Below are 17,762 nucleotides of genomic sequence, written 5' to 3' on the forward strand. Positions count from 1 at the left end.
AACAAACAAAAGAAAAACCGGATTGCTCCGGTTTAGAATTTCAATTTTTTTACGCGCCCGTAGCCTAACGTCCGCGGTCCAGTATGCGCCATGATAATCGGTCCCATGGCATGTATCGTTACCGGCTGACCAATGCGTTCTTCCATTTGCTGCTTTAACTCTTCAGCTTCTTCTTTCATGTCCGCCTCGACGATCATCCATTCATATTCGTTGGGATCATCAACTTGGGCAATGGCATCCAGTCCCACTTGATAAGCTTTTTTTACCGTCCGAACTTTGCCAAGAACATCAATGCCGCCGTGTTCCACTTTCAGGATTGGAACAATCTTTAAAAGATTACCCAAAGCGGCAGCCGCTGCGGATATCCGTCCGCCTCGTTTCAGATATTCCAGCTTCTCAGGAATTAAGGCAGCCCACAGCTCAGCCTCTGCTTCAATCTTATTCTTGATTTCTTCGCAGCCATGTCCTGCCTGGATTTGATCCTGTGCCCATTGGCACAACCAGGCTAACGGATAACAAGCAAAGCGGGCATCGACAACGGTAACCCGTCCTTCAAAGGCCGCCGATGCAGTCAAGGCAGACTGATAAGATCCGCTTAAGCCTGAAGAAAGTGGAATATAAAGAATTTCATCATATTCCTTTAATAAATCGCTCCATTGCTGGATCAGTTTGCCCAAATGCGCCTGAGACGTTTTCACGATGGCACCTTGTTCCATCTTTCGGATAAACTCTGGTGTCTTGATCTCCATTTCTTCAATGTATTCCTGACCGTCGATCATCAGCGGGAAACGCATCACGGCCAATTTCATTGATTCAGCCTGCTGAGTATTAATATCAGCGGATGAATCTGTCATTACTGCAATTTTTGGCATCTTTTTCACCTCGTGCTTTACAATTATACCATAAGACATTCTAGGGCAGGGAAGACTTTTCTAAGTTTCCCCGGTTCTTTCAAATTTATTAGACAAATCTTTCAAATTGCCTAGTTCTTAGAAAAATAGCATTTTAAGAAAAAGGACACCTGAAACCAGATGTCCTGTAAGAACTATTTATGGGGCGATCGACGAGACTCGAACTCGCGAATGCTGGAGCCACAATCCAGAGTGTTAACCAACTTCACCACGACCGCCATCAGCGAGTATTATTGTAACCCAGATAACCGTATTTGTAAAGCATAAATTTAAAAAAAAGATAATTGTCTCAATTGAAAAGTTAAGCAAAAACAAAACAGCCGTCCGTTGTTCTGCATTGAGAACAAACGGACAGCTGTTTAACTAAGCTTTAATGTTAATTGTATTGCCGTCTGGGCCAGGTGTTGTCGTCAAATATTCAACGATCTTCGTCCGGGCATCCGGCTTGCTTGGCTTGCAGGCTGAAGCTGAGGCAACTTCACCGGCCACCATGGCTTCCGCCATACCGGAACATCCGGCAAAGCCGCAGCTTCCGCAGTTGTAGCCTGGAAGCATGGCCGTTACCTTTTCAACGCGTTCATCGACTTCAACTTTGAACACGTTGGAGGCAATCCCCAGAATCAAACCGAGAACGGCACCGACCACAAACATCATGATAATTGCTGTAATCATTCTTTATTCTCTCCTTTTGATTGTTTCAACACAGGGTTGTGAGCGCAGGAAGTAATCTTGCAGCCCTCACACTCCGCCGTCAGATCCTCGCATCCCTCAGGTACCGGCGTTTTACTATTCAGATAGTAGAACAGACCAAACAAAGCCCCCAGCCCCAACAAGACAAGGATTGCGATCATCATCGATTAAACCAGTCCGGCAAAACCGCTGAACGCCAGCGCCATCAGCGCAGCAACGATCAGAGCGATTGGATTGCCCTTGAATGAAACCGGGGAATCCGCCGCATCCAGGCGTTCCCGGATCGTGGAGAAGATGTAGAGAACCAACGTAAAGCCGATTGGGATGCCAATCGAATAGACCAGCATTTCAGGGAAAGTAAAACCCTGCTTAATGTTGTCCAATGCTACACCCAAAACAGCACAGTTCGTTGTGATCAGCGGCAGATAAATTCCCAACGACTTGTATAAAGCCGGAGAGAACTTCTTGATGAACATCTCAACAAACTGAACAAAGGAAGCAATGATCAGAATGAATGACAGCAGATCCATATATTCCAGCGAATTCGGTTGCAGAACCAGCTTGTACAAGCCATAGGTCAGAATTGAAGCACCGAAGATAACAAAAGTTACCGCTGCGCCCATGCCGATTGCTGAGCTCTTGTTCTTGGAAACACCTAAGAATGGGCAGACCCCAAGAAACTGCGACAGAATGACGTTATTGATCAGCACTGCCGAAATAAATAAAGTAAACAAGTTAGCCATTGTTACTTAGCCTCCTTTTTCGCAGCCTTCGCCGCCTGGGCGTTTTTATACGCCGTCAATGCCGCCGCCAACACCGCAAAGGTCAGAAATGCGCCGGTTGGGGAACCAAACATCGAGATTGTGAAGCTTTCCGGAATCAAACGGACTTCAAAAATCAGCTGATTTGTGAATGGATTAGTAAAATTAATCAACCCTGTCGCAAGAATCTGACGGATCAGCGACATGACGATTAACGCACAGGTATAGCCTAAGCCCATGCCCAGACCATCCAGGGCGGAATCTAGTACGCCGTTTTTACTGGCGAAAGCTTCTGCACGGCCAAGGATGATGCAGTTCACGACGATCAGCGGCAAAAACAGACCTAACGCAGAGTCAATCGAAGGTGCATAAGCCTTGACTAAAAGTTCAATACTCTTAACCAGTGCCGCAATGACGACGATATAAACAGGAATTCGGATCTCATCCGGAATAATCTTACGCATCAAAGAGATGATGACGTTGGACAGAATCAAAACGATAATAACGGAAACGCCCATGCCGATAGCATTATTGAGCGATGTGGTGATGGCTAGTGTGGAACAGCATCCCAGATACAGCCCGAATACGGGATTTTCGCGGATGAAGCCCGCTGTAAAATTTTCTTTACGATTCATTGTTCATCCACCTCATTTCTGGCTGGCCGCGAACGCCGCGCGGACAGCTTCAATTGCGGAATTGCTGGTGAAGGTCGCGCCGGATTTCACGTCAACCTTGGCAATTTCATCCTCCGACTTCAAGCCGGCAAAACCTGCCAGATAGTCGTCGTTGACGGTATCGCCAACGCCTGGTGTATCGTTGAAAGCGGTCATCTTCACGCTGACAACTTCCTGCTTTTCGGTGTCAATTACAACTTCATATTCGTTATCACCCTGAAAACCTTTTGCTTTTACAGTATAGGTTTCAAGGGCGCCGTCAGCAGAAGTCAGCACAGCGGCATCCTCGCCCGCATTGTCAGCTCCGGCTGTCGGCTGATCAGCTTCCACAGTAAAGACGGCATTCCATGCCGCTTTGACAGCGTCAATCGCAGAATTGCTCGTATACGTAGCGCCGGATTTCACATCAACTGCACTGATCGCATCCGCGGTATTCAAGCCGGCAAAGCCTGCCAGATATTCATCATTAACAACATCACCAACGCCTGGTGTATCATTAAACGTCGTCATGGCAACACTGAGGACTTCCTGGCTGTCCTTATCAATCACAACAGTATAAGTGTTGTTGCCCTGGAAGCCTTTTGCTTCCACGGTAACGGTAACCTGGCTGCCGTCTTCCTGCTGATCAAGAACCGTAGCGGATGAAGCTGGTGCTTCCGGTTCCTTCGTCGTTTCCGGAGCTGTCGGTGTGCTCGGTGCCGGAGCTGCATTGCCGCTTAAAGAAGCATAAACGGCTTTCGCTGCATCCAAGCCCTTAACCACGGCCGTTGAGGAAATCGTAGCGCCGGAAAGCGTATCGACCTTATCACCGGTCGTTTTGCCAATTACTGTATTTCGGAAATCATCTTCCGCTACACGGCTGCCGATTCCGGAGGTTTCCGAAATCGAAATTACATCATATCCTACAATTTTGGAATCATTATCGATGCCCAAAACAAACTTAATCGTATCTTTGAAACCAGAAGTTTCGACCTGGAACATATAACCTTGGCCTTCGGCCTGATAAACTCCAGTGACTAAGCCGGATTCATCCGTATACTCTGTCACTTCGGCATAGGTTGTGCCCGGGAATACTTTTTCCAGACTGCCCATCACTTCAGCCAAAGCATTGGCATTGATCTTAGCCGCGGTAACTTCATTGACTGCCGCCAATAAACCGCCCGCCAAGGCGCTGACAATGGCTAAGAAACAGGCCAGATATAAAGTTTTTTTCATTTCTGACCCTCCTTAATTTCCGGCTGACAATGCCTGAAGCACTGCATCTTTAGCCGATTTGCTGGTATAAGTTGCACCGGATACGTTATCCACGGCATTGACATCCGCTTCACTCTTCGCTCCGACAAACTGGCTCAGGTATTCATCATTCACACCATCACCAATGCCCGGCGTATCGTTGAATTCCGTCATCTTGACGCTGACAACTTCACCCTTGGCCGTATCGATAACCACTTCAAACTGGTTGTCACCCTGGAAGCCATGCTGCGTTACATTGTACGTTGTTTCCGTACCGTTGGTTGCACCCGCTTCAGCTGAACCGGCAGCAACCGGCTTGATCGTGCTGCCGACCAGCAGCGTAATCGCTAAGCCTGCAGCAAACAGAATCACCAGATTCCGGATATTCTTGGATTTCATCTTGATCTGCTGACCATCAGTTAAACTTTCAATCCACGGCGTCAGCATGTTCATGATCAGAATTGAATACATAACACCTTCCGGCAGATTGGAACGCAGACGCAGCACAATCGTAATCACCGCGCAGCCGATCGCAAACATAATCCGGCCGGCCGCACTGGTCGGATTGGTCACCGGATCGGTCATCATGAAGACAGCACCGAACATTGCACCACCCGTCAAAAGATGGAACAGAGCATAGCTGATCGGAGCTCCGTGCATCATTCCGACGCCCGCTCCCAAAACAAACAGCGTAATCAAATAGGTTGCCGGCACACGCCAGTCAATAACCTTGCGGATTGCTAAGATCACACCGACGACCAGAATCACCAATGCGCTCGTTTCTCCGATCGCGCCCGGATACAGACCGACAAACATATTGCCCAAACCGCCAAACGGCTTCAGGAAGCTGCTCATGCCTTCGGCAGAATTAATGATCCAGTTCTGCGCCGCCATCGAAGAAGTCGGCGTCGCTCCGGTAACGATATCGGCTGTCGCAGCCCCTGCAAACGACGCAAAGATCGTTGCCCGGCCCACCGCCGCCGGATTGAAGATATTCTGTCCAAAACCGCCGAAGACCAGCTTGCCGAAGAAAATTGCGATCACGGTTGCCACCGCTAAGGCATAGTATTCAATCGACAGCGGACACATCATCGTTAAAATGATGGCAGTTACCCATGGATAAGAATTTTTTAAGCTGTTCAGGATGTCCTTTTTAGTAAAGACACACCACAGAATCTCCGTACCGCAGGCACTGATAATCGCCGTGATCATCAGCAGAATTGCCCGCAAGCCGTAAGATGCTGAAAAATTGCTGAAATAGTAATACAGTGAAAATGCAAATACCGCCAACAGCCCCAAGGTCAGCTCGCCCATGATCCGGCCGGTGCTCTGACCATCACGATAGTTCGGGGACGGTTTAAAATTAAATTTCATACAAACTCCCCTCCTTATTTCTTAGCGCGCAGAGCCATGTAGCGCTTCGCTCTCCGGACGCCTTCAGTGACGTCGATTTTCGACGGGCAGACAAAGCTGCACATGCCGCATTCAATGCAGTCCATGATGCTCAATTTTTCCAACATCGCCACATTCTTGGACTTTTCCGCCTGATTGATCCGCACCGGCTGCAATCCGGCCGGACAGTGATCTGAACAGCGTCCGCAGCGCAGACAGGCAACCTGATTGACCGGCTTGTTTTTCAAGACTGTCAAGGCGTTGCTGTACGGCGTGATGACAAACTGATCGGTTGTGATCGTCTTGCCCATCATCGGACCGCCCGCGATCAGCAGCACATCTTCCGCACTGTATCCGCCGCAGGCTGCGATGACATCGGCCGCTTTCACGCCCACCGGAACCAGTACGTTGGCCGGCGTATTGACGCCGTCACCGCTGACCGTCACATATTTGTGAGTGATCGGCATGCCCTTGCTCAAAGCCTGACCGAAAGCGATCGCCGTCGTCGCATTGTTGACGATGACTCCAACTTCACCCGGCAGCTTTTCATAACGCTTCTTGGTAATTTCGTACACCAGCGTCCGTTCCCAGCCCATCGGATAAACATCCGGAACTTCCTTGACATTGATGTTGCTGTAATCCTTAAAGGCTTCGACAACGGTTGGAATGAAATCCTTCTTTGTCGTCTTGATCGCGATGGCCGCTTCCTTGGCACCTGACATTTTTAACATCGCTGCTACGCCAGTAACCAGATCCTGCATATTCAGGCTGGTGTTCTTATAATCCGCCGTAATGTACGGTTCGCATTCGACCGCGTTAATGATCAGCAGATCAATGCCCTTGCAGCCTCTGTACTTGATATAGCTTGGAAAACCTGCGCCGCCGCAGCCGACGATGCCGGCATTCATCATGAAGGTAACTAATTCCTCCTGCGTTGCCGTTTGATAGTTCAATGTGCCGAATGGCTGTTCCTCTTCGTTTTTGCCATCATTTTCAATGACAAGATGATCGACCGGCCGCAGGCCAGCATGCATCATTTTCTGGATGCCTTTGACCGTACCGGATACAGATGAAAAGTAAGGAACTGTAAAATGATCATTCCGCTTGGCGATCATTGTTCCGACTTTTACACTGTCACCTTCCTTAACCAACACTTCAACCGCTGTTGAATTACCGTTAATTAAAGGAATGTATACAAGGCTGCCCGCTTCAACCTTGACAAGCTCGGTATGACTTGTAAGCTCTTTGTGACCATCCAGATGCTTGCGCATCGGTCCCGTTAATAGTGACATTCCGTCCACCTCTTCCTTTCCTCAAATACCGAAAGCTTTGGCAAACACAAAAAATCGACGATGATCGATTTTTTCATTATCCGCCTTGCGCTTCGGAGCTATTATAGCATTATCGCTATTAATTTTAAACGTTTTTTCCCTATCTATTTAATGAAATTTTAAGTTTTTTCACGATATCCCGGCTTTGAAAATGTTTCCTTTGGGTAGTATCGCTCTGCGTTTTATGCTAAAATCATCACGGGTGATTCAAATGAATAAAAAATGGATGCCGCTGGCATTCTGCGGCCTATTGATGTTAGGCGGCTGTCAGAGCCGGCCCAAGGAGCCGGAACTGACGCGTTATTCCAACATGGCGCTGGACGCCGGTTTTGATACGGTCATGACGTTGACCGGATATACGGAAACAGAAGATCAGTTCAATCAGTATTTCGCTGAAATGAAGCAGCTGTTTCTGCACTACAACGCACTGTTTGACGTGTATAACGATTACGCTGGACTCAACAATATCAAAACGATCAACGACAACGCCGGCATTGCCCCGGTCAGTGTGGATCCTGAGATCATCGAGCTGTTAAATACCGCGCGGCAGTTCTACGACCTGTCTGAGGGCGAGTTTGACGTCACAATGGGCGCCGTGCTCAAAATCTGGCATACCTATCGGGATGAAGGCATCGCACAAAACAACGCCGGACAGCTGGGACAGGTTCCTTCCGTTGAGCAGCTGCAGGAGGCGCAAGCCTGTACAGGATGGGATAAAGTTGAAATCAACGAAGCGGACAGTACGGTCTATCTGAATCAAAGCTGCGCTTCGCTGGACGTCGGCGGGATTGCCAAAGGCTTCGCCGCCGGCAAGGTACAGCAGCGCTTAATTGAAGCGGGTTTAGTCCACGGTACCGTGGATGCCGGAGGCAACATCTGTACGATCAACAACAAGCCGGGCAATCAGGACTGGCGCGTCGGCATCCGCAATCCATCCGGCAACGGCTCGCTGGCAATCGTTGAGCTTCCAGGCTCCGCAGCCTTCGTATCCAGCGGAGATTATGAACGCTTCTACGCGGCTGAAGACGGCAGCGTCTATCATCACATCATCGATCCGCAGACGCTCTTTCCTGCAACTTATTACCATCAGGTCACGATCATCACGGAGAATTCCGGATTTGCGGATGCCTTGTCCACCGCTTTGTTTACCATGAGCTACCAGGACGGGCTGGCCTTGATCGAACGATTCCGCAACACCTATCCGGATCAGCCGATCGAAGTCATGTGGGTGATGGATCCCGATCAGGTGCCATCCGGAGTAACCAGCACAGCCGCGGGCGAATATGCCGTGATCATGACGGACTCGATGAAGAACTATCTGGCTCAGTAAAATTATCTGGAAAAATCTCAGCTTGCTTTCGGCTGAGATTTTTTATTGTCTGTATAGCAAAAAAAGCGGCTTAAACGGCCGCATAAGACTTTATACCCTCACGGGGAAGCCCTGATATCATGCGGATTTGCGCATAAGCGCCTAACCCTTCCAATCCCATCGAAAACAATCGCGGCAAGCAGGATAGGCACTTCTGCGATACGGCATAATAGATAAAACCTAAATTCCGGAGAAGAACTTCCAACTGTGAAGCGTTGGGCAAGGCAGTACAAGCGGCCCTTACCCGGGATTGGGGAAGACCCCAACGATTTAGAAGAACAGGCCTGCCGGGAAAAATGATTGTTATCTGCGAATTCATGAGATGGCTAATCTGATCTTAATGCATGTTTATCCTGTCTGTATGAACTTGAAAACAAGGATGAACAATACATCCATAGGGCTGAGCTTTTTCGGCAGCGTTATTCAGTTCGCCTTCGTCTTCAGCCTTAAAATATTGAGCAGCGAAGTAAAAAGTGAATTCCGCGGAATTCACTTTTTTAATCAACGATCAAGTTTGTCCGATTAAATAGGACAAACGGACATGAAGCATCCGTTTAGTTTTTGCCCAGCAGACGGAACATGTTTTTCTTATAAACCTCCACGCCCGGCTGATTAAACGGATTTACATTCAGCAGATAGACGCTGACAGCGCAGGCCTTAAAGAAGAAGTAGCACATATACCCGAAGGTTTCTTCCCGCATATCCGGCATCGTAATGATCAAGTTCGGCACATTACCGGTAACTTCATGCGCTTCCAACGTTCCCTGACAAGCCATCTTATTGACCCAATCCAGACTCTTGCCGGCCAGATAGTTCATGTTATCCAAATTTTCCGCATCGCTTGGGAAGGTCCCGTCCAGTGTCGGCGCTTCCACCAACAGCAGGGTTTCATAAAGCATCTTCTTGCCTTCCTGAATAAACTGTCCCAAAGAATGCAGATCTGTCGAGAACGTCGCGCTGCATGGCAGAATGCCTTTGCCTTCTTTGCCCTCCGACTCGCCAAACAGCTGCTTCCACCATTCGGCAATCATCGCCATCTGCGGTTCATAGGTTACTAACATTTCTGCATCTTTGCCGCTGTTTTCCAAAATCCGGCGGGCAACCGCATACTGATAAGCTGGATTGTCATGCAGATCCGGATTCTTGAGGTCTTCATAAGCCTGTGCAAAGCCCTTCATCACCGCGTCAATATCAATCCCAGCCAAAGCCATTGGGAGTAAGCCCACCGCCGTTAATACCGAATACCGGCCGCCGATATCATCCGGAATCACGAAGGTTTCATAGCCTTCCTTATCCGCCAGCTCCTTCAACGTTCCGCGCGCCTTGTCGGTCGTTGCCAAAATCCGCCGCTGGCATTCTTCCTTGGAATATTTCTTTTCCATCAGCTGCTTCAGCATTCGAAACGCCATCGCCGTTTCCGTTGTTGTTCCGGATTTGGAAATCACGTTCAAAACGATTTCCTTATCCTGAATATACGCTTCTACCTGCTTGAAATACGTGCTGGAGAAGGTGTTGCCGATAAAGATCACTTCCGGCTTATTTTGACAATACAGGCCGCGCATCATTTCGATCGCTGCCCGCGCGCCTAAATAAGAACCGCCAATGCCGCAGACCAGCAGCACGTCGCATTGGCCTTCCAGCCGCTTGGCTGCCGCTTTAATTCTTTCAAACTCTTCATGATCATAGCTGTTCGGCCATTCTACCCAGCCGACAAAATCATTGCCCGCGCCGCTTTTTTCATGCAGCTGTGTGTGCGCCAGCGTTACGGCTTCCTGATAATCGAAAATGTTTTCCTGCAGATGCGCATGCGAAGTGTCAAATTTGATCATACTGTTTCTCCTTTATTTGCTTCCTCGATCCAGCGGTCCAGGTTTTCAGCCAGCGACCGGAATCCAATTTTCATGACTGGCAGACGACTGGCCTTCCCCCGGCCGCGTTCCTTCCGGAATGCCGTCGGATGCAGCGCTTTTAAAGACAGCCGGGCCTGGTGCGTGGATTTGTCAAAATCGATAATTTTGACCTTTACACGGTCATGGACGTGAACGAAATGATTGACATCCTTGACGAAACCTTCCGAGATTTCAGAAATGTGAATCAATCCCGAGGTTTCCTCATCCAGACTGACAAATGCGCCGTACGGCTGAATTCCCGTGATCGTCCCCTCTACTATTTGTCCGATTCGATACTGCATAGACGCCTCCAATCTTTTTTTATTATATCACCTCCCAGGGTTTTTGTGATATACTAATTCTCGAGGTGAGCACCATGCTTCAACAGATGTATCCTTTCTGGGCTGCGATTGTGGCCAATTTGACAGCGCAGCTGCTTAAGCCCGTTATCCGCTACATACGAACCCGGGAATGGGATTGGCATATGGCATTGGAGAGCGGCGGTTTTCCCAGCTCGCATACCTCGACAGTCGCGGCTTTGACGCTGGCTGTCGGAATCACGGATAATTTCTCGTCGACATTGTTTGCCGTGACCTTGATGTTTTCGCTGATCGTGGCTTATGACGCCGCCAACGTTCGTTATTATGCCGGCCAGAATATTCGGATTACGCAGCAGCTGATCAAAGATATTCAAATTTTAACGCAGACCCGTCTGGACGATCCAATCTATCTGACCAAGGTAAAAGAAGTGCTGGGTCACAAATGGATTGAAGTGTTCGGCGGCATTCTTCTTGGCCTGATCATCGCCGGGCTGATGTATTTTATAAGATAAGGTGAAAAATATGGAAACAATGGAAACGCAAGTTAAAAATGTAATTGAAAAGATCCGTCCGTATATTCAGCGCGACGGCGGCGACGTGGAATTCGTCAGTCTGGAAGACGGTGTTGTCACTGTTAAAATGCTGGGCGCCTGTTCTGAATGTCTGTCGTTGGATGCAACGCTGAAGGACGGGATCGAAGCCATTCTTCTCGATGAAGTACCAGGCGTAACAGAAGTACGGCTGGCCCCTTCCGAGCCATTATTCTTCTAGATTCAGCAATGCCGTGAAAGAAACGCATGCGGATGCGGTCCTCTGAAAGTGAAATCAGCTTTCAAAGATCAGCAGCATGCGTTTTTTTGCTTTCCCGGTTTCGGTTTATCCACAGCTAAGCAACCTGCCCGACCATCAGCTGCGGAATCTGTCCCTGAACGATTTGCATGACCAGCGGAATCTTCACTTCGATCTGCTGCGGATCAAGCAGAAAGGGACTGATCACCAACATTTCCACGCTGATCTTTAAATCGATTTCCAACAGCGTGCTGTTAATGCCGTAGGCTGAGGATACGGCGTCAATCTGACCGACCAGGCTGTTGACCGCGCGCATTCGTATGTCAATCGAAGGTCCGACATTCGCCAGCAGCACGGATCCCGTCAACATTCCGACCGGCAGAGAATAGATAATTCCTTTGTCGTAATAGACAAGATGGGTATGCGGGTCCGTTTCCCCTTCTTCTGCAGCGTTGAGCGATTCCTGTGCGGCGTCCAATGAGCGGCTCATCAGTTCATTCATCCGCTGCGTATCATAAATAATGTCCGTAATATTGCCCTGACTATCCCGCTGGATGCGGATCAGATCTTCCGTCTTCAAATCCAGAGAATCCACCGCCCGCTTAATCACCGCCGAAGCCGCGTTGCGGACCTCACTGGCCGCCACCTTTTCGACATGAGGTTTTAACAGGGCGTTAAGCTGATTCAGCGTCCGATTGCCCAGCCACAGGACAGCGGCCAGAATCAGCGCCGCCGCCAGCCAGCGGCGGTTTCTATCCCTTTTCCGTTTTTTCATGCATCACCTTCAGCAGCGCTTCCTTCCCGCTCATTCCTATATATATTCCTGCACGGGCCGCGGTTGACGTCATCGCTGTAATTTTTCCATCCAACAGTCCGGTTTTCCCCGGTTTATAAACCTGAAAGACCGGAATCTTTTTTTCCTCCAGAGCATCTAGATCCCAGCTTTCATCGACTAAGACAGCTTTTGTACTGACGATCATCCGACATGTCCAGCGAGGCAGAAATAATGAAATATCAATGAATCGAAACGCTTCGATTTCCAAGGTTTTTAATTCGATCATAGCCCAGCCTCCTCCTCTATCAGTATAGAGAAAGACAGAAAAAGGGTGCCTCTTTTTCCCACTTTCAAATGGAAATTCAAGCCTGAACCATGGAATATGCCGTTCAATGTCAAACGCTCAGGCCCTGCTGTTCACCGCAGACATAAAAAAAGCCCGAATCCGTCTTGGGTTCGGACTTATCCAAGCGTTATGACTTAATAGTTTTTAACTTCCTGTTCAAAGTAAGCCTGCGGATGGAAGCAGACCGGACAGACCTTAGGAGCCTGTTTGGCGGTTACGGTATATCCGCAGTTGCGGCACTTCCAGACGATCTGTTCCGCTTTCGCAAAAACCGTATTGTTTTCAACGTTGTTCAGCAGCGCCAGATATCGTTCTTCATGTCCCTTTTCAATCTTCGCGACTTCGCTCATCAGCCGGGCAATTTCAGTAAACCCTTCCTGCTTGGCGGTTTCCGCAAATTCTTTATACATCTCTGTCCATTCATAGTTTTCACCATTGGCCGCGTCTTTCAGGTTGACGGGCGTTTCCTGAATCTTACCGCCGTGCAGAAACTTATACCAAAGTTTGGCATGAGCGTTTTCATTCGCCGAAGTTTCTTCAAAAATCCCGGCGATCTGACCATAGCCGTCCTTGCGCGCCTGATCCGCATAATAAGCGTATTTGATTCGCGCCTGACTTTCTCCGGCAAACGCCGTCCATAAATTCTGTTCTGTTTTTGAGCCTTTCAATTCCATTTTACCATTTCTCCTTTCCGGTATGGATTGCAATTTCAGCCCGGATCATCTGCCGCAGCAGCACTGCCTGCCGCAATGCCAGATCAAAGGTCTGAATACAGCCGGGATCGAGCTGATCGGCGATGCCTTTTTCCGCTAGATGAATCTGATGTTCGGCCACCGCTGCCAATTCAGTAAGCAGACTGTTGGTCAGATGACTGCGGGTAATCTTCTCTGCTTCCTCTTCACTGAGTGATCGGAAATTAGATGCGTCTGCCTGACATTTCGGACAGCGGTCCTGGATCAGCTCACTGTCCAGAATTAAACCGCAGACTTCACATTTTTTCAGCATGTACTTCCTCCTTATCCTTTTTCTACTGGTCAGTATGCCCTTGTCTGTTTCGGTCAATCCCTCTGTTTTTACAAATTCATTATTTTCTGTTTAAGGCCGATTTTTTTCGGCAATTATCATTATTTTCGCCAACATTTTTACGCTGAATTCGATTTTTTTCTCGTTTTTCTCTATTTTTTTTAACTTTTTATTGACTCCGCATCATTTTGGAATAAAATTAAACCATGTTTTTTAGGAGGAAGAGTTATGAAAATCACAGATCCGTTTGATGAATTTGGCTGTCTGCTTTTTGATGAAACGCTCATGCAGGAGCGGCTTCCGTATCCAATTTATAAACGCTGGAAAGAAACCGTGGCCAAGGAAGATTCATTGGACCGCAATACCGCAGATGCGATCGCGCATGCGATGAAGCGCTGGGCGCAGGAAAACGGTGCAACGCACTTCACGCATTGGTTTCAGCCGATGACCGGCTCGACCGCGGAAAAGCACGATTCGTTTATCGAACCGGACGAAAACGGCCAACCGTTAGTCCGCTTCTCCGGAAAGTCGCTGATCAAAGGGGAACCCGACGCTTCGAGTTTTCCCAGCGGAGGCCTGCGTGCTACCTTTGAAGCCCGTGGTTATACATACTGGGACTGTACCTCGCCGGCCTTCATTCGTGATAACATTCTGTGTATTCCCACAGTCTTCGTTTCCTACAATGGCGAATCGCTGGATAAAAAAGCACCGCTCCTGAAGTCGATTGAAGCGATCAGCGCGGCAGCTACCAGAATCGTCAACATCTTCGGGGATAAAGATGTCAAACGCGTCATTCCGATGGTGGGTCTGGAACAGGAATATTTCCTGATTGACAAGCGTTACTTTGAACAGCGCGAGGATCTTGTGCTGACCGGACGCACCTTGTTCGGCGCGATGCCGGCCAAGGGTCAGGAGCTGGAAGATCATTATTTCGGCAGCATTCCAAGCCGGGTGGCGGCCTTTATGAAAGAAGTCAACCAGGAGCTGTGGAAACTAGGCATTTACGCAAAAACTGAACACAATGAAGTCGCGCCCTGTCAGTTTGAGATTGCGCCGATCTTCAGCAGCGTCAACATTGCGGTGGACCAGAATCAGCTGACGATGGATGTCCTGCGCAAAACCGCAGATAAGCATGGTTTTGCCTGTCTGCTTCATGAAAAGCCGTTTGCCGGCATCAACGGTTCAGGCAAGCATAACAACTGGTCATTGGTTACCGATGATCGGCAGAACTTATTTGAGCCGGGAGATAAACCAGCCGAGAACATTCGTTTCCTCGTGTTTGTCTGCGCCTTTATCAAAGCCGTAGATCAGCATGCGGAACTGCTTCGGATGTCATCCTCCGGGGCCGGCAATGACCATCGCTTAGGCGCCAATGAAGCTCCGCCGGCAATCATTTCGATCTATCTGGGCAGTTACATCGAAAATGTCTTAAACTCGTTAAAAGGCGCCGCGGCGGCGGTCGAGGATCAGCAGGACAGCTCCTTTACGCCCATCAGCGGTCTTTCCTACATTCCCAAGGACAATACCGACCGCAACCGGACATCCCCATTAGCCTTCACCGGCAATAAATTTGAGTTCCGCATGCTTGGTTCATCCCTGTCAGCTTCCTTCGCTAATGTCGTTCTCAACACGATTACCGCTGATGTACTCAATAACATCGCGCAACAGCTTGCGGACCTGAAATACAAGCAGGATATTCGGGCCCGGGCGTTGGAAATCTGCACGCAGATTCTGAAAGATCATGAACGGATCCTGTTTTCCGGCGATGGTTATTCCCAAGAATGGGTGGCTGAGGCCAAACGCCGCGGTTTACCGAACATTCCGTCCTTCATCGAATCAGTCAGCGCGCTGACTTCCCCGAAAACGATTGAGTTGTTTACCCGCAATCACGTTTATACAGAGAAAGAGCTGATTGCCCGCAGTGAGATCATGAATGAACAGTATGTCAAGATCTCCGAGATTGAAGCCAAAGTTCTGATCGACATGACCCGTACAGAACTCCTGCCGCTGCTTACCCGTGAAATTCAGCCGCTGGCAGCCGCACTGCGTTCCTTGGATCAGCCTGCTTCTTACTTCAGAAAACAGCTCATTCATTTAAACGAACTGATGGACCGCATGGATAAAGGAGCTGAGCGGCTGGAAGGGAAGCTGAAAGAGATTGGAGTGGTCAGCGATTATCATGAGCGCGGCATTCGGTTCTACTATGAAGCCGCTCCGTTGATGCAGCAGCTGCGCAGCGCCATTGACGAGCATGAAACAATCTTTGATAAAAAACAGTATATCCTGCCGACCTATGAGGATATGTTGTTTCACAGCAATTAACAATAGAAAGCTGCAGCATCATCGACTTTTCCGATAAAGGCTGCAGCTTTTTTCTATTCTGTGATTGTTGATGTAGCCTTCTGAGATCTTCTGAGGTTTTCTCCCTCTAAATCTTCATTTGAATTATGCTGTTTATTTGCGTTTGCGGTCTATTTCGAGGCTATTTTTTAACAGAAGAAAAAACGAGCATCCAGCCCGTTTTACAGCATATCTTCAGATTGAATATTCTTCTCTTTCAGCCTTCCGCTGACAAAACCGCGGACAACGACATAGAGAACGGCGAAGATCGGTACCCCCAGAAACATGCCGAGAATCCCAAACATGCCGCCGCCGACAATGATTGAAAACATGACCCACAGACTCGGCAGTCCTAACTGATCGCCCAGGATCATCGGACCCAGGATATTGCCGTCAAACTGCTGCAAAAGCAGGACAAAGACCGCAAAGATCAGGGAATAAATCGGATCGACGATAAAAAGGATGAAAATTCCCGGCACCGCGCCGATAAACGGACCAAAAACCGGAATCATATTGGTCAGCCCGACGATAAAGCTGATCAGCACCGCGAACGGCAGCCGCATGATCAGCATGCCGACAAAACAGATCACGCCGATAATCAGAGAATCAATCAATTTGCCGATGATAAAGCTGTTGAACATCCGCGACGTCAGCCTGCTTAATTGAATCAGCGATTCTACCTTGGCTTTGGGCAGTACCGCATAAGCCAGCTTTTTAAATTGGCCGGTGAAGCGTTCTTTTTCCAACAGAATATAGACGGCGATGATGACCGCGATAAAAAAGTTGAAAGTCTGACGGACAAACAGCCAGGAATAGCTTAAAATCTTCGGCACATAATCCTTGGCCATCCCCAGCATGGACTCCAGCAATGCCTCACTGGAGCTGAACAGAATTTCCAGCCAGCCTGTCTTGAACCCCAGCCCTTCCGTAATTTCGTTTAACAGCGTGTTCGCCTTACCCAGATAATCGCTGAGCTGGGTTGACAGCGTCATGATGCTTTCCAGCAGCTGCGGGATTAAAACCGCCATAAAGCTGATCAGGATGAGAAATAGGAAGATGATCGCCGCCGCAACGCCGATCTTGCGTTTTGTGGAAGCCTTCATTTTTGACTTGGCCAGCCATTTCTTTTCGACTCTCGTTGTAACCGGTGCTAAGAGAAAAGCCAAGGAAAAGCCTAGAATAAATGGAAGCAGAATTCCGATCACATTCCCCAAAAACTGCTTGAGCAGCGGAAACTGAGTGACCAGAAAATAGAAACCTAATAGTAAAATCCCCGAACAGGTCAGGGCTAAAATATTCTCTTTGGTTTGTTCTTTGATTTTAAATTTCATTATGCAATCTCCCTTATTGTTATTTTAACACACTTGACTCTTTTCTATATTTAAAATTCTATTAAATTGACGAGGATTATGCTAAAATAAGACTGTAACTTAAGGAGGAAATCATTCATGAGAGGTATTTTATTAATTAGCCATGGTCAGTATGCAGAAGCTTTCAAAGGTTCTCTGAAAATGATCGCGGGCGAAGTTACAAATTTGTATTCCTGCTGCCTGCTGCCGACAGATGGCCCAGATCAGTTTAAGGAAAAGCTGAACGAACTGAAGCCGGAGTTGGACAAGTATGACGAAGTCTTGGTTTTCGCGGATCTGTTCGGCGGTTCCCCATGCAACACAACGTTTGTTGAATTCGCTACAAATCCGAAGTTCCACTTCGTTGCCGGCATGAACTTCCCAATGGTTCTGACAGCGATTCTGTCCGAGGGTGAATCGGTTGAAAATCTGATCGCTCAGGGACGCGAAGGCATCGTTGATGTCAAAGCTTTCATGGCAAGCATGAGTTCGGACGAAGACTAATTTATTCAGCGTTCATAAAACAAAAAGGCGGGAAACTCCCCGTCTTTTCTTTTGCCTGAATATACC

General features: G+C 48.5%; 20 protein-coding genes and 1 tRNA gene. 5 read left to right on the plus strand and 16 right to left on the minus strand.

Going from position 1 to position 17,762, the window contains the following annotated elements:
- Positions 1-32 precede the first annotated feature (32 nt).
- The 9 genes from BN162_RS04740 to BN162_RS04775 form a co-directional block, all read right to left on the minus strand.
- Positions 33-872, minus strand: a complete 840-nt coding sequence (locus BN162_RS04740) for a DegV family protein (RefSeq protein ID WP_020223936.1) — start codon at positions 870-872, stop codon at positions 33-35.
- A 180-nt stretch (positions 873-1,052) separates the two neighbouring features.
- Positions 1,053-1,129, minus strand: a tRNA-His gene (locus BN162_RS04745).
- A 145-nt stretch (positions 1,130-1,274) separates the two neighbouring features.
- A complete protein-coding gene (locus tag BN162_RS04750) occupies positions 1,275-1,583 on the minus strand; it encodes an RnfABCDGE type electron transport complex subunit B (RefSeq protein WP_020223937.1) in 309 nt (102 codons plus the stop codon).
- Entirely contained in the window at positions 1,580-1,765 is a 186-nt protein-coding gene (locus BN162_RS18275; RefSeq protein ID WP_081587820.1) for a hypothetical protein, read from the minus strand. Before BN162_RS18275 ends, BN162_RS04750 begins: the two co-directional genes overlap by 4 nt.
- A 3-nt stretch (positions 1,766-1,768) precedes the next feature.
- On the minus strand, positions 1,769-2,344 hold the full coding sequence (locus BN162_RS04755; protein ID WP_020223938.1) for an electron transport complex protein RnfA: 576 nt from the start codon (positions 2,342-2,344) through the stop codon (positions 1,769-1,771).
- 2 nt (positions 2,345-2,346) lie between these two features.
- Complete coding sequence (rsxE, locus tag BN162_RS04760; RefSeq protein ID WP_020223939.1) at positions 2,347-2,997, minus strand: electron transport complex subunit RsxE; 651 nt, start codon at positions 2,995-2,997, stop codon at positions 2,347-2,349.
- A 12-nt stretch (positions 2,998-3,009) separates the two neighbouring features.
- Positions 3,010-4,251 (minus strand): FMN-binding protein, encoded by a 1,242-nt coding sequence (locus tag BN162_RS17730; protein WP_020223940.1) that lies wholly within the window; start codon positions 4,249-4,251, stop codon positions 3,010-3,012.
- A 12-nt stretch (positions 4,252-4,263) separates the two neighbouring features.
- Positions 4,264-5,643 (minus strand): RnfABCDGE type electron transport complex subunit D, encoded by a 1,380-nt coding sequence (locus tag BN162_RS04770; RefSeq protein WP_020223941.1) that lies wholly within the window; start codon positions 5,641-5,643, stop codon positions 4,264-4,266.
- Positions 5,644-5,657: 14 nt separating this feature from the next.
- Positions 5,658-6,953, minus strand: coding sequence for an RnfABCDGE type electron transport complex subunit C (locus BN162_RS04775; protein WP_020223942.1), 1,296 nt, complete (start codon positions 6,951-6,953; stop codon positions 5,658-5,660).
- A 250-nt stretch (positions 6,954-7,203) separates the two neighbouring features.
- Here BN162_RS04775 and BN162_RS04780 point away from each other — a divergent pair, with 250 nt between their 5' ends.
- On the plus strand, positions 7,204-8,322 hold the full coding sequence (locus tag BN162_RS04780; RefSeq protein WP_020223943.1) for an FAD:protein FMN transferase: 1,119 nt from the start codon (positions 7,204-7,206) through the stop codon (positions 8,320-8,322).
- A gap of 593 nt (positions 8,323-8,915) precedes the next feature.
- Here the strand turns inward: BN162_RS04780 and BN162_RS04785 are convergent.
- Both BN162_RS04785 and BN162_RS04790 read right to left on the minus strand, forming a co-directional pair.
- Positions 8,916-10,190, minus strand: a complete 1,275-nt coding sequence (locus BN162_RS04785) for a glucose-6-phosphate isomerase (RefSeq protein ID WP_020223944.1) — start codon at positions 10,188-10,190, stop codon at positions 8,916-8,918.
- Complete coding sequence (locus tag BN162_RS04790) at positions 10,187-10,552, minus strand: CvfD/Ygs/GSP13 family RNA-binding post-transcriptional regulator (protein WP_020223945.1); 366 nt, start codon at positions 10,550-10,552, stop codon at positions 10,187-10,189. The genes BN162_RS04785 and BN162_RS04790 overlap by 4 nt, the downstream gene beginning before the upstream one ends.
- A 74-nt stretch (positions 10,553-10,626) precedes the next feature.
- Between BN162_RS04790 and BN162_RS04795 the strand changes: the two genes are divergently transcribed.
- Positions 10,627-11,082 (plus strand): divergent PAP2 family protein, encoded by a 456-nt coding sequence (locus tag BN162_RS04795; RefSeq protein WP_020223946.1) that lies wholly within the window; start codon positions 10,627-10,629, stop codon positions 11,080-11,082.
- Positions 11,083-11,092: 10 nt separating this feature from the next.
- The gene (locus BN162_RS04800; protein ID WP_020223947.1) at positions 11,093-11,341 is read left to right on the plus strand and encodes a NifU family protein; all 249 of its coding nucleotides are present in this window, start codon (positions 11,093-11,095) and stop codon (positions 11,339-11,341) included.
- Positions 11,342-11,456: 115 nt separating this feature from the next.
- On the opposite strand, the gene yunB is transcribed toward BN162_RS04800, so the two are convergent.
- The 4 genes from yunB to BN162_RS04820 all read right to left on the minus strand — a co-directional run bounded on the left by yunB (position 11,457) and on the right by BN162_RS04820 (position 13,485).
- The gene (yunB, locus tag BN162_RS04805; RefSeq protein ID WP_020223948.1) at positions 11,457-12,134 is read right to left on the minus strand and encodes a sporulation protein YunB; all 678 of its coding nucleotides are present in this window, start codon (positions 12,132-12,134) and stop codon (positions 11,457-11,459) included.
- A complete protein-coding gene (locus BN162_RS04810) occupies positions 12,112-12,420 on the minus strand; it encodes a DUF1805 domain-containing protein (protein ID WP_020223949.1) in 309 nt (102 codons plus the stop codon). The genes yunB and BN162_RS04810 overlap by 23 nt, the downstream gene beginning before the upstream one ends.
- A gap of 194 nt (positions 12,421-12,614) precedes the next feature.
- The gene (gene rbr / locus BN162_RS04815; RefSeq protein WP_020223950.1) at positions 12,615-13,154 is read right to left on the minus strand and encodes a rubrerythrin; all 540 of its coding nucleotides are present in this window, start codon (positions 13,152-13,154) and stop codon (positions 12,615-12,617) included.
- Position 13,155: 1 nt separating this feature from the next.
- Positions 13,156-13,485 (minus strand): rubredoxin-like domain-containing protein, encoded by a 330-nt coding sequence (locus tag BN162_RS04820; protein ID WP_020223951.1) that lies wholly within the window; start codon positions 13,483-13,485, stop codon positions 13,156-13,158.
- Positions 13,486-13,731: 246 nt separating this feature from the next.
- Here BN162_RS04820 and BN162_RS04825 point away from each other — a divergent pair, with 246 nt between their 5' ends.
- A complete protein-coding gene (locus BN162_RS04825) occupies positions 13,732-15,825 on the plus strand; it encodes a glutamine synthetase III family protein (protein WP_020223952.1) in 2,094 nt (697 codons plus the stop codon).
- A 200-nt stretch (positions 15,826-16,025) separates the two neighbouring features.
- Here BN162_RS04825 and BN162_RS04830 read toward each other — a convergent pair whose 3' ends face one another.
- Complete coding sequence (locus BN162_RS04830; protein ID WP_020223953.1) at positions 16,026-17,174, minus strand: AI-2E family transporter; 1,149 nt, start codon at positions 17,172-17,174, stop codon at positions 16,026-16,028.
- Positions 17,175-17,291: 117 nt separating this feature from the next.
- Here BN162_RS04830 and BN162_RS04835 point away from each other — a divergent pair, with 117 nt between their 5' ends.
- The gene (locus tag BN162_RS04835) at positions 17,292-17,696 is read left to right on the plus strand and encodes a PTS sugar transporter subunit IIA (protein WP_020223954.1); all 405 of its coding nucleotides are present in this window, start codon (positions 17,292-17,294) and stop codon (positions 17,694-17,696) included.
- Positions 17,697-17,762 lie beyond the last annotated feature (66 nt).

Source organism: Holdemania massiliensis AP2, assembly GCF_000327285.1.
Lineage (GTDB): Bacteria > Bacillota_I > Bacilli_A > Erysipelotrichales > Erysipelotrichaceae > Holdemania > Holdemania massiliensis.